At 63.8% G+C, this 11,634-nt stretch carries 12 protein-coding genes and 1 pseudogene; 9 read left to right on the top strand and 4 right to left on the bottom strand.

Going from position 1 to position 11,634, the window contains the following annotated elements; all coding sequences use genetic code 11:
- Positions 1-123 precede the first annotated feature (123 nt).
- A pseudogene (locus DID98_RS36385) lies at positions 124-388 on the top strand (hypothetical protein); the annotation flags it as partial.
- Positions 389-919: 531 nt separating this feature from the next.
- Here the strand turns inward: DID98_RS36385 and DID98_RS26990 are convergent.
- Complete coding sequence (locus DID98_RS26990) at positions 920-1,189, bottom strand: hypothetical protein (protein ID WP_124571726.1); 270 nt, start codon at positions 1,187-1,189, stop codon at positions 920-922.
- Between DID98_RS26990 and DID98_RS26985 the strand changes: the two genes are divergently transcribed.
- On the top strand, positions 1,188-1,505 hold the full coding sequence (locus tag DID98_RS26985; RefSeq protein ID WP_124571725.1) for a hypothetical protein: 318 nt from the start codon (positions 1,188-1,190) through the stop codon (positions 1,503-1,505). The two genes, DID98_RS26990 and DID98_RS26985, sit on opposite strands and share 2 nt — an antisense overlap.
- A 96-nt stretch (positions 1,506-1,601) precedes the next feature.
- Here the strand turns inward: DID98_RS26985 and icmH are convergent, their stop codons facing one another.
- The 3 genes from icmH to tssJ all read right to left on the bottom strand — a co-directional run bounded on the left by icmH (position 1,602) and on the right by tssJ (position 4,441).
- On the bottom strand, positions 1,602-2,384 hold the full coding sequence (icmH, locus tag DID98_RS26980) for a type IVB secretion system protein IcmH/DotU (protein WP_044845934.1): 783 nt from the start codon (positions 2,382-2,384) through the stop codon (positions 1,602-1,604).
- Entirely contained in the window at positions 2,381-3,727 is a 1,347-nt protein-coding gene (gene tssK, locus DID98_RS26975) for a type VI secretion system baseplate subunit TssK (protein ID WP_124487867.1), read from the bottom strand. Before tssK ends, icmH begins: the two co-directional genes overlap by 4 nt.
- 102 nt (positions 3,728-3,829) lie before the next feature.
- Positions 3,830-4,441, bottom strand: coding sequence for a type VI secretion system lipoprotein TssJ (gene tssJ / locus DID98_RS26970; protein WP_044845932.1), 612 nt, complete (start codon positions 4,439-4,441; stop codon positions 3,830-3,832).
- Between the two features lie 378 nt (positions 4,442-4,819).
- Here tssJ and DID98_RS26965 point away from each other — a divergent pair, with 378 nt between their 5' ends.
- The 7 genes from DID98_RS26965 (at position 4,820) to tssG (ending at position 11,626) form a co-directional block, all read left to right on the top strand.
- Positions 4,820-5,461, top strand: coding sequence for a M48 family metallopeptidase (locus DID98_RS26965; RefSeq protein ID WP_124571724.1), 642 nt, complete (start codon positions 4,820-4,822; stop codon positions 5,459-5,461).
- Between the two features lie 44 nt (positions 5,462-5,505).
- The gene (gene tssB / locus DID98_RS26960; protein WP_059465242.1) at positions 5,506-6,021 is read left to right on the top strand and encodes a type VI secretion system contractile sheath small subunit; all 516 of its coding nucleotides are present in this window, start codon (positions 5,506-5,508) and stop codon (positions 6,019-6,021) included.
- Between the two features lie 15 nt (positions 6,022-6,036).
- Positions 6,037-7,527, top strand: a complete 1,491-nt coding sequence (gene tssC / locus DID98_RS26955) for a type VI secretion system contractile sheath large subunit (protein ID WP_006751237.1) — start codon at positions 6,037-6,039, stop codon at positions 7,525-7,527.
- Between the two features lie 70 nt (positions 7,528-7,597).
- Positions 7,598-8,101 carry a type VI secretion system tube protein Hcp gene (locus tag DID98_RS26950; RefSeq protein ID WP_006477093.1) on the top strand — a complete coding sequence of 168 codons (504 nt, stop codon included), beginning with the start codon at positions 7,598-7,600 and terminating at the stop codon, positions 8,099-8,101.
- Between the two features lie 62 nt (positions 8,102-8,163).
- Positions 8,164-8,649, top strand: coding sequence for a type VI secretion system baseplate subunit TssE (gene tssE / locus DID98_RS26945; RefSeq protein ID WP_044845929.1), 486 nt, complete (start codon positions 8,164-8,166; stop codon positions 8,647-8,649).
- 77 nt (positions 8,650-8,726) lie between these two features.
- Complete coding sequence (gene tssF, locus DID98_RS26940; RefSeq protein WP_124487868.1) at positions 8,727-10,562, top strand: type VI secretion system baseplate subunit TssF; 1,836 nt, start codon at positions 8,727-8,729, stop codon at positions 10,560-10,562.
- Positions 10,526-11,626: a type VI secretion system baseplate subunit TssG gene (tssG, locus tag DID98_RS26935; protein ID WP_124571723.1), complete on the top strand. Its 1,101-nt coding sequence runs from the start codon at positions 10,526-10,528 to the stop codon at positions 11,624-11,626. Before tssF ends, tssG begins: the two co-directional genes overlap by 37 nt.
- Positions 11,627-11,634 lie beyond the last annotated feature (8 nt).

Raw genomic sequence — 11,634 nt, 5'->3', positions numbered from 1 at the left:
TCGAGCCTGGCTGGATTCCGATAATATCGACGCGAGACTCACTGCTTGACTGGCTACAAAATTCCGCCGCAGGTCAAGGCTCGGTGAGGAGAGAGGCAGTCTTGTTTAGGTTGGCGAAGCAGGTTGTGTGACGTCGACGCAAACGGTCGCCTGATGAAGCGTGTCGCGGGGGAAAGCGAGGAGCGGTTTGTTTACGACCGGAGCGGCAGGCTGATCGAGGCGGTGAACCGATACGGCGCGTGCAGTTCTTCTTGGATCCGTCGGCAATCTGGTGCACGAACATCACGCCTACGATTGGTTCGGCGAGCGGCGTAGCTGCGTCGGGCGCCACGAGTACGACGAGCTCGGCAACCGACGACGTACCGTGCGGCCGGACGGGAATGCTGTTGCCAAGGCAAACGGTAAGGGCTATCAAGGCGATGACGTGTACAACTACATCATCGGGTCGTCCAAGCGATCGAGGCCCGGTGTTGACAAGATGACGATCGGGGATCGTGACTGCGATAAGGTACTTAGCGATGCGGGAATTTAATTCGAGGGATTTGGATGCATTGGATTTCGAGAGTGTTCGAAGTGCATTGCTCGCGGGGGAGGGTGAAATTTCCCTCGAAAAAGTCGTCCGTATACCGGAGGCTGATATTTTGTGTTGTACGTATAAGGGTAAAGGTTTCAATGTGAAATTTGATTTGGATTACGGAGTTTCCATTGAGGCGGTGAGCGATTTTTCTGTTGATGAGCTCGAGGGCATTGCTCGAATTTTGACGAGGTAGACGATGATGCAATCGGAATCGCGTCAAAGGACTTCAGAGCGAGTATTGGCTGCAGTGGAGCCCGTCCGCATTTCTCGTGGGCGGGGCGATTGAACAACGGATCATCCATGCCTGCGTGACTGGTTTGCCGAGCAAGATGGCAAGCTGATTCATGGACGATTTCGCGTCGAAAGCAGCCCGCACGGCTTCGCCAGTATGTTGCACAGCGCGCGGTCGATGACTGCCTCGTTGAACGTCAGCATCGGATCCTGTGCCTCGGCCGGTGTCGTCGCCCGTTGACCAACCGGTCCCCTCACGCCTTCGGAATTGGCATAATTGCGATCGCTGACATAATCACCGCGGCGCTGGCACTTTCGTTCATCTGCCGCATTGACGTTCCGGCGCGTTGACTCCAGTCCCGTTACCACCGCAATACCCATGTCGACCATCACCGCGACCACCGCGTCGCTGAAACACATTCTCGAACACCCCGGCGATTTCTCCGGTTGGCTCTGCCTGCCGCCGATGCCCTGGACGCTCGATACAGAGGGCGCATTCACCGAAGACGCCAACGACCCCGAAGCCACCACGCCGCCCGCTACCGCACCGCAACCCGGCTGGCGCGTCACGCTGAATAGCGCGACGATCGAGGACATCGTGATCAATGCGCATGACCAGGTCGACGAACCGAGCGTCGCGCAATTGTTCGACGCGTTCGTGTTCTACGTCGACAACGGGGAATTCATTCTGCTCTGACGACGCACGACGACGCGCCCCACGCACCACAGTAAAAAAGGACCGCCGAGCGGTCCTTTCTTCACGAAGCGTCAACATCCGAACGAAGCCTGCCCCTCAAGGCAACGAAATCGTCAAATTCGCCGACTCCGGCCCGACCTTGATCACCTGCGAATAAGGCGCCAACGCCTGCAGCGTCTTGTCCTTGAGATAGGTATTGAGCCCGAGATACCCGAGCAGGGCCACCAGCGCAAACACGGCCCCGATCGCCCAAACCGGCACCTCCCGCTTCAGCCGATGCGCGATCTGATCCGGCAGCGGCCAATGCGGCGCAAATGCCGCCCGCTTGCCCTTCATGTGCGCGATCTCATCCCCCAGCCGCGCGGTCAGATACGCGAGCTTCTCCGGCCCCTCGAGCAGATACTTGCCCTGGAACCCGAGCAGCAGGCACATATGAAACACTTCGAGCGACTGCAACCGCGCCGCGCCTTGCGCGCGACATTCCTCGAGATACTGAAAGAACTTCTCCCCCGCGAGTTGCTCGCCGAACAGCACGAGCTGCAGCGGCCGGCGTTCCCAGTCGGTGCGGATCTTGAACTGCGACGACAGCACCATTTCATCGACCGCCGCGCAATACGCGAACTTCGCGCCATACACGTCCTCGGCCGGGATGTTCAGCTTCTTCGCGCCACGCTCGAAATCCGCCAGAAACTCCTGGATCTTCGTGCTGAACTCGCTCGCGCTGTCCGGCTCGCGGCCGTTCTTGAGCAGGAACAGCATGAAGAACCCGTCGTACAGCAGGTCGAGCAGCGAACGGGCCTGGAACGCGGCGTCGGTCGACGCCGGGGTATGCAGCGGGGCCGGCGCGTTGTCGCCGAACAGGGAAGGCGCGTAGCTCATGATGTGACCGCGATCAGTTCGAATTTCAGGTCATTGATGCCAGTCGGCGCGTAGATCATCGCGGACTGGGCCTGCAGCATGCGCTCGTACAACGCGCCGCGCGAGTCGAGCTGGAAATAGCATGCACCGGGCCGCACCGGAATCGCGGGCGGCACCTGCGGCATGTACGACAGCCGCACGCCGGGCATTGCCGACAGCACGAGCTTGTCGACGTCGTCGGGAGCGCCGACCTTGAAGCGCGCCGGCACCGCATCGATGAGCTCGACGTTCGGCATGTCCGCTGACACCGCGAGATAGAACTCGGTCTTGTCGTCGATCTTGCCCGAATCGAGGCGGCCGAGGTGGAACGACGGACGCACCTCGTCGAGCGTGATCGCGAAGTAGCGCGTCGAGATCACGGTGTCGAGCAGCTCGCGCAGCATCAGGTCGAGACGCGCGAAGCTCGGACCCGGATCGTCATGGCGATACACGGGCAGGTCGGCGAGCGTGTAGCCCTTCGAGAACGTCATCAGCTGCCCCGCGAGGCGCAGCAGTTCCTGGAACAGCCGCTCCGGATGCAGCGCCGCGTGCTGGTGCAGGTGCGCGAGCGTCGCGAACGCGGCATTCGCCGTGTGCAGCAGCCAGAACGACGCGATGTCGCCCGAGCGGAATTCGATGATGTTCTTCGACGGTTCGCGGTGAAAACCGTACAGCGCGTTCACCTTCGCCTGCAGCGCGTCGACGAGCTGGCGCAGCCGCTGGTGCAGGATCGGCGACGCGTCGATCGCGAGGCACGGCGGCACGAAGCTGTCGTCCATCTCGAAGCCGGACGTCGCGGTGCGGCGCACGCGCACGAGCGGCACCGACAGAAGCTGGTCGCGCGGCTCGCTGTGCGCGATCAGCTTGACCTGCGTCTTCAGGAACGTGATGTCGGCTTCGGCGGCGTCGGTGAAGTTGTCGGCGACGCTCGTCTGCTCGCTGACGAAACGCGTCATGAAGCCGGCGGCCGGATCGTCGCTGTAGTTGGTGCCGTTCTCGCGCAGCGGGTGCAGCGCGAGGTAGAACACGAATTCGTTGATGCCGTCGGGCAGCGTGTCGAGCGCGATCGGCGGAGGCAGGTCGTCGGCCTGCGGCGCGGCGTAAAGCGCGCCGTCCGGAAACACGAGCGCGAGCTCGGCCACGCGCAGCACGTTGCTGCCGAGCGCATCGCGGTCGATGCGCACCGAGCGCACGCCCCAGTTGTACGGCTGGATCGCCTGGATGGATTCGAACAGGCGCGCCTCGTGGTACGCGTCCTGCCGCTGAAAGTGTTGAGGCCGGAGGAACAGCCCTTCCCCCCACAGCACCTTGGCCGAATAACTCATGTCAAATCCGGTTAATGTCGCGTTGCGATGTAATCGATTTGTTCGTGCCCGAATTAATCGCCATTTTGTTAACTCTTGTTAAATGACATTCGTGCGTCATGTTTAACCGCAGGTCACCGACGAAAGCAAATTCAGCGGTTGCGAAGGCGCACCCTGTTGCGGTGCGATGACAGAGCCGTCGGTGACCGTCATCGCGCAATTATGCAGGCCGATGATTATGCCGGATTTCTCCGACTTTGCCGGGTCGAACGTCAGTTTCCACCGCTGGATTGCGGGATCGCGGAACAGCGCGACGATGCCGAATGCCTGCGCTTCGCGCGACAGCTTTTCGGTTGCCGTATAGCGCTGGCCCGGAATCAGCGTGATTTCACGCACGTTCAGCAGATCGGCGCCCAGCGCGGCCTTTTCCTTGGTCGGATCGGTGAATGCATCGAACGGCGCTTGCTGGAACGAAGTCGGATCCTTCAGCGCGTAAAGCCTGACCACTAACGCGAGCGGCTTGTGATCGTTCGCGGCATTGAGGTTCGGCGCGGCGGCGAGCGTGAGCCCGATGTTGCGCGGCGGTTTCTGGGCATCCGGCACGTCGGGCTTGCCGACGCCGGCGGCCTGCATGACGGCGCTCGCGGCGGAGCCGAGCAGCGGGGCGGCCGCGCATCCGGCCAGGAGCGCGCAGGCAATCAGCGGCAGCGCATAGCGAATCATGGACGATCTCATCGTGTTTACGGCGTGCCGCCTTTAACTCCCCTGTCAAAACTGCCGGGTATTTCCGCGTTCGCCGCGAATCCCCGGCGTATCGGCCGTTCAACTATTAAGCACACGCGCCCGGCAGCGTGCCTTCGGAAATTTTTTCCGCCGTTCGCGCAAAGCGTTGCAGGCCAAGTAAAACTTGCGCATTCCGGTCGATGCGAAAGCCGTCGGCGAGCCGCTGCCAGAGGCGTTTCGAGGGGGTGGCGCACGATTTTAAAAGGAATTACTCTGCACGCAGCGATTGAATTATGAAAAATTGATCGGTACTATACCCGCGCGCTTCTTGCAAAGCAAAAGAACCAGATTCTCAACGATTTTAATACTCACGCGCCGGTGGATATAACGATGAAAGACCGTCTCTTCGCAAAACTTTCTGGGGTAGTGCTGGCTTGCGGCGTGATCGCCGGTTGTGCGAGCCAGCCGCCGGCGCCGCCGTCTGCCGAGGTGTTCAACAAGTCGCTGGCCGATGCGGACGCCGTCGCGAAATCGGGTGACCAGGACAAGGCGCTCGGCCTGTACCAGCAGCTCGCGAAGTCGGATCCGACGCGCGAGGAGCCGTGGTCACGCATCGCGCAGATCCAGTTTGCCCAGAATCACTACGGCCAGGCGATCGTCGCCGCGCAGGAAGCACTGCAGCGCGACGCGACCGACCGTCAGGCGAAGAGCGTGCTCGCGGTCGCGGGGCTGCGGATCGCGACGCAGTCGCTCGGCGAACTGCGCCAGGATTCGTCGCTCGCGGGCGATGCGAAGTCGGACGCGCAGGCGCTCGCGAAGCAGCTGCGCGACACGCTCGGCGAATCGGCGCTGTTCCCGCCGGAGCAGAAGGCGCAAGCGCGCAAGGTCGTGCGTCGCCAGATTCACCGTCCGAAGGCCGGCGCCGGCGCTGCAACCGAGGTAGCCGCCGGTGCTGCCACCACGCCGACGGCGTCGGGCAACACCGCACCGCAGAAGGGCGGCGCCGATCCGTTCAGCGCACTGCGCAACTGACCGCAACTGACGCGATAACCACAACTAACCTGGGAGCCGTCGAGATGGCCAAGAAAGAAAGCATTCAGAAAAGCTTGCAGAAAATACGGCCGCCGCGCGTCCAGCTGACCTACGAGGTCGAGAAGGGCGACGCGATCGAGGTAAAGGAACTGCCGTTCGTCGTCGGGGTCGTCGGCGATCTGGCGGGCCAGTCGGAAGTCGAGCAGCCGAAGCTGCGCGACCGCAAGTTCGTCAACATCGACCGTGACAACTTCGACGACGTGATGAAGGCGATCGAGCCGCGTGCCGCGTTCCAGGTGGAAAACCGCCTGAGCCCGGAAGGCGGCAAGTTCGCGGTCGACCTGAAGTTCCGTTCGCTGTCGGATTTCAACCCGGACGAAGTCGTCGAACAGGTCGAGCCGCTGCGCCGCCTGCTCGAGGCGCGCTCGAAGCTCGCCGACCTGCGCAACAAGCTCGCCGGCAACGACAAGCTCGAGGACCTGCTGTCCGAAGTGCTGAAGAACACGCAGCAGCTGCAGGAGCTCGCGAAGGGCACCGGCGGCGACAAAGACGGCGAATGACGACGGAGTGTTGAGATGAACCAGCAAACGGCTGCGGCCCAAGCGAGCGGCGCGGAATACGCCGCCGGGACTTCGCTGCTCGACGACATCGTCGAGAAGAGCAAGGTCGCGAAATCCGATTCCGAGCATGCACGTGCGAAGGACCTGATCGGCGAACTCGTGCACCAGGTGCTCGACGGCACGGTGATCGTGTCGGACAACCTGTCGGCGACGATCGACGCGCGCGTCGCGGAACTCGATCGCCTGATCTCCACGCAGCTGTCCGCGGTGATGCACGCGCCGGAATTCCAGCGCCTCGAAAGCACGTGGCGCGGGATGGATTACCTGGTCAAGGAAAGCAACACCGGCCAGACGATCAAGATCAAGGCGCTGCACGCACCGAAGCGCGACCTCGTGCGCGACTTCAAGGGCGCGAGCGAGTTCGACCAGAGCGCGCTGTTCAAGAAGGTCTACGAAGAAGAGTTCGGCACGTTCGGCGGCTCGCCGTTCGGTGCGCTGATCGGCGATTACGAGATCTCGCGCCAGCCGGAAGACATGTACTTCATCGAGCAGATGTCGCACGTCGCGGCGGCCGCGCACGCGCCGTTCATCGCGTCGGCGTCGCCCGAGCTGCTCGGCCTCGAGTCGTTCTCCGACCTTGGCAAGCCGCGCGATCTCGGCAAGGTGTTCGACACGGTCGAATACGCGAAGTGGAAGTCGTTCCGCGATTCGGAAGACTCGCGCTACGTCGGCCTCACGCTGCCGCGCTTCCTCGGCCGCCTGCCGTTCAATCCGAAGGACGGCCAGACGGCGGAGAACTTCAACTTCGTCGAGGACGTCGACGGCACCGAGCACGACAAGTACCTGTGGTGCAACGCGGCGTGGGCGTTCGCGGCACGCCTGACGGCCGCGTTCGACGACTTCGGCTGGTGCGCGGCGATCCGCGGTGTCGAGGGCGGCGGCCTCGTCGAGGACCTGCCGACCCACACGTTCAAGACCGACGACGGTGAAGTCGCGCTGAAGTGCCCGACCGAAATCGCGATCACCGATCGCCGCGAGAAGGAGCTGAGCGACCTCGGCTTCATCCCGCTCGTGCATTGCAAGAACTCGGATTACGCTGCGTTCTTCGCCGCGCAATCGGTGCAGAAACCGAAAAAATACAGCACCGACAGCGCGAATGCGAACGCCGTCCTGTCCGCCCAGCTTCAGTACATCTTCTCGGTATCGCGCGTCGCGCACTACCTGAAGGCGATGATGCGGGACAAGATCGGCAGCTTCGCATCGGCGCAGAACGTAGAGACTTTCCTCAACCGGTGGATTTCGCAGTACGTCCTGCTCGACGACAACGCGTCGCAGGAACAGAAGGCGCAATTTCCGCTGCGCGAGGCATCCATACAAGTGTCGGAGATTCCGGGCAAGCCGGGCTCGTATCGTTCGGTCGCGTTCCTGCGTCCGCACTTTCAGCTCGACGAACTCTCGATTTCTCTGCGACTTGTCGCTGATCTGCCCAAACCGGCAAATTCATAAGCGAGTAGATCGCCCGGGCGGGCCGCCTGGGTAGGACGTTAAAACCACCTCTTTGGGGAGTCGAAGGGCCATGTTACATATGCACTTGCAGTTTGGTAGTCCGGCGGTGAAGGGTGAATCCGCGGACAAGGACCATCAAGGCTGGATCGAGCTGAAATCGTGGGATCACTCGATCGTTCAGCCGCGTTCGGCAACGGCATCGACCGCAGGCGGTCACACGATGACGCGCTGCGAGCACGGCGACATGATTTTCACGAAGGAAATCGATTCGTCGAGCCCGCTGCTGTATCAGCACGCGTCGGGCGGCACCACGTTCGATGAAGTGACGGTCCATTTCTCGCGCGCGGACGGTGAAGGCAAGCGCGTGCAGTATCTGGAAGTGAAGCTCAAGTACGTGATCATCTCGAGCATCGCACCGAGCGTTCGCGAAGAAGGTCTGCCGCTCGAGACGTTCTCGCTGAAGTACGCGGCCGTGCAGTGGAAGCAGACCCAGCAGAAGATCGGCGGCAACCAGGGCGGCAACACGCAAGGCGCCTGGAGCCTGACGAAGAACGACAAGACCTACGCGGTCTAAGGTCGGTTGCGGCAACGGGGCGCTCGGCGTCCCGTTGCCGTTTTCGCTGTGCACGCCGGCCGATGAAAAGATTCGAACCCAGTTTTCTCGACAAGCTGTTCGACGACGAACCGCATCTGCCGGCCTCGGCCGCGATGCGGCAATTGTCGCTGGACGAGCTCAAGAACACGGTCGCCCGCGACGTCGAGGCGATCCTCAACACCCGTATCGCGCACACCGAAATCGAGCTGGCCGCGCTGCCGGAATGCCAGAAGTCGGTGCTGACCTACGGGCTGAACGATTTCGCGGGGCTGAGCCTCGCGAGTCACTACGACCGCGCGTTCATCTGCAAGTCGATCCAGCAGGCCATCGCGCGCCACGAGCCGCGGCTGCAGCAGGTGCAGGTGACGTTCGAACTGAACGAGCAATCGACCAACGCGCTTTACTTCGCGATCCAGGCGCTGCTCGTCGTGCACCCGGCCGAGGAGCCGGTGAGTTTCGATGCGATGCTGCAGCCGTCGACGCTGCAGTATTCGGTCACGCGCGCACGCGCGGCCAGAATGCTGTGAATCGAGCTGCCGAGCGGGCCGGACCGCCCGGTGGTGGATCAGGGTCCGGCGGGAAATATTGAGGTTCGGGGTCGTCGATGGAAGAATTGCTGCCGTATTACGAGCGCGAATTATCGTTTTTGCGGCGCTATTCGCGAGATTTCGCCGAGCGCTATCCGAAGATCGCCGCGCGGCTCGCGTTGTCGGGCGAGCACTGCGAGGATCCGCACGTCGAGCGGATGATCGAGTCGTTCGCGCTGCTCGGCGCGCGCATCAACAAGAAGCTCGACGACGACTACCCGGAATTCACCGAAGCGCTGCTGGAAGTGCTGTATCCGCACTACCTGCGGCCGTTCCCGTCGTGCTCGATCGCGCAGTTCACGCCGGCGTCGCCCGGCCAGCAGACCGAACCGGTCGTGATCGACCGCGGCACCGAGCTGAAGAGCCGCCCGATCCGCGGCGTGCAGTGCCGGTTCCGCACCGCGTACGACGTGACGCTCGCGCCGATCCGCATCTCGGAGGCGCGCTACACGCCGGTCGCGCTCGCACCGAGCGCGACGGTGCTGCCGTCCAACGCGACGGGCGTGATCTCGATCACGTTCGAATCGCTCGCCGCGCAGCTCGATCTCGGCGCGCTGAAGCTGCCGACGCTGCGCGCGCACCTGCACGGCGAGCAGTCGTTCGTCGCCGCGCTGACCGACTGCCTGTTCGTCAACGTGCTCGGCGCGTACGTCGAGCCCGAGCGCAACGGCCGCTGGACCGCGCTGCGCAAGCTGCCGATCGCGCACGCCGGCTTCGACGAGGACGACGCGCTGATCGACTACCCGGCGAAGTCGCACCCCGCGTATCGCCTGCTCACCGAATACTTCGCGTTCCCCGACAAGTTCGATTTCGTCGATTTCGATCTTGCGGCGATCGCGCGCGCGTCGGGCCGCTGCCAGCGCGCGACGCTGCATCTGGTGCTGCAGGACGTGCGCAGCGATTCGCACGTCGCGCGGCTGCTCGAGCTGCTGACGGCCAGCCATTTCCGGCTGTTCTGCACGCCGATCGTCAACCTGTTCCGCCAGCACGGCGAGCCGATCCGCATCACGCACCGCGCGGTGTCGTACCCGGTGATCGCCGAAGCGCGCCGCGCGTTCGCGTACGAGGTGTACTCGATCGATTCGGTGAAGCTCGTCCGGCAGCAGGCGCATGAAGAATCGGTGATCGAGTTCCGGCCGTTCTATTCGCTGCATCACGGCGAGTCGGCACGGATCGGTCACTACTGGTTCGCGCGCCGCAACGACTGGGTCGCGCAGAAAAGCCCCGGCTACGAAACCGAGATCTCGATCGTCGACATCGACTTCGAGCCGACCTCGCCGCAGACCGACACGCTGAGCCTCGATCTCACCTGCACGAACCGCGACCTGCCGGCGATGCTCGCCTTCGGCCTCGAAGGCGGCGACCTGTTCCAGGAAGGCGGCGCGCAGACGAGCGGCATCTCGATGCTGCGCCGCCCGACGCAAAGCGTGCGCTTCGAGCGCGGCCGCGCCGCGCACTGGCGGCTCGTGTCGCATCTCGCGCTGAACCACGTGTCGCTGGTCGCGCACGGGCTCGCGCCGCTCAAGGAAATGCTGACGCTGTACGACCTGCGGCGCACCGCCGTGTCGATGCGCCAGATCGACGGCCTCGCCGGCGTCGAGCAGCGCGGCGCCGTGCAGTGGCTGCCCGGCAAGCCGTTCGCGACCTTCGTGCGCGGCATCGAGATCCGCCTGACGATCGACGAGGAGCACTTCGTCGGCGCGAGCCTCGCGTCGTTCGTACGCGTGCTCGACAGCTTCTTCGGGCTGTACGTCCATCTCAACAGTTTCGTTCAACTAGTCGTGGTGTCGAAGCGCACCGGCGAGGAGATCATTCGATGCAAGCCCCGCACCGGCGAATCGATCCTGGCGTAGTCGACGCGCTGCTCGACGAGCCGCACCGCTTCGAGTTCTTCCAGGCGGTGCGCGTGCTCGAAGGGCTGTTCGCGCGGCAGGCGTCCGATGCCCCCGGCGCGTGGCGGCAGGGCGACGTCGTCGCGCAGCGCATCGAATTCCGCAACACGCTGTCGCTCGGCTTTCCGCCGAGCGAGATCGAAGGCGCCCGCTCGTTCGACGACGACGGCACGCTGCTCGACTCGGGCGAGGATCGCGGCGCCGCGCTCGCGGCCGGCGAGCTCGGTCACGTCGAACTGACACCCGCATTCTTCGGGCTGCTCGGCGGGCAGGGCGCGCTGCCGCTGCACTACACCGAGCAGATCGTCGCGCGCGAGCACCTGAAGCGCGACCACGCGGCGCGCGCCTTCTTCGACGTGTTCTCGAACCGCGCGACCGCGCTGTTCTACGCGGCGTGGAAGAAATACCGGCTGCCGTTCCATTACGAACTCGACCGCGACGAGCGCTACCTGCCGCTCCTGCTCGCGATCGCCGGCGTGCCGAGCGACGAGGTGCGCGACAGCCTCGCGGCCGGCGCGGGCGGCGTGCTCGACGAGGCCGTCGCCGGCTACGCGCTCGCCGCGCGGCACCGGCCGATGTCGGCTGCCTACCTGCAGCGCACGCTGTCCGATTACTTCCGCGTGCCGGTGAGGATCGACCAGTTCGTCGGCAAGTGGTACGACGTGCCGCCCGACCAGCTGAGCGTGCTCGGCGAGGTCAACGCGGTGCTCGGCGCGACGGCGCTCGTCGGCGAACGCGTATGGCAGCGCGACATGCGCGCGCGGATCGTCGTCGGCCCGCTGTCCAAGCGCGACTACGAGGCGTTCTTGCCCGGTGGCGCGCAGGCCGTCGCGCTCGAGCGGATGCTGACGCTGCTCGCCGGCGTCACGCTCGAATACGAGGTGAAGCTCGTGCTGAAACGCACCGAGGTCGGCGCGAGCGTGCTCGGCGCAGGCTCGCGGCTCGGCTGGGATGCGTTCCTCTGCACCCGCGACGCAGCCGACGACCGCTCGGACGCCCGCTATGAACTGCACGTGATTCACTGATTCCGAAC

Origin of the sequence: Burkholderia sp. Bp8984, assembly GCF_003853755.1 — a bacterium.
GTDB lineage: Bacteria > Pseudomonadota > Gammaproteobacteria > Burkholderiales > Burkholderiaceae > Burkholderia.
The sequence above is the reverse complement of the archived record's forward strand: the minus strand, read 5'-3'. Positions and strand labels throughout refer to the sequence as shown.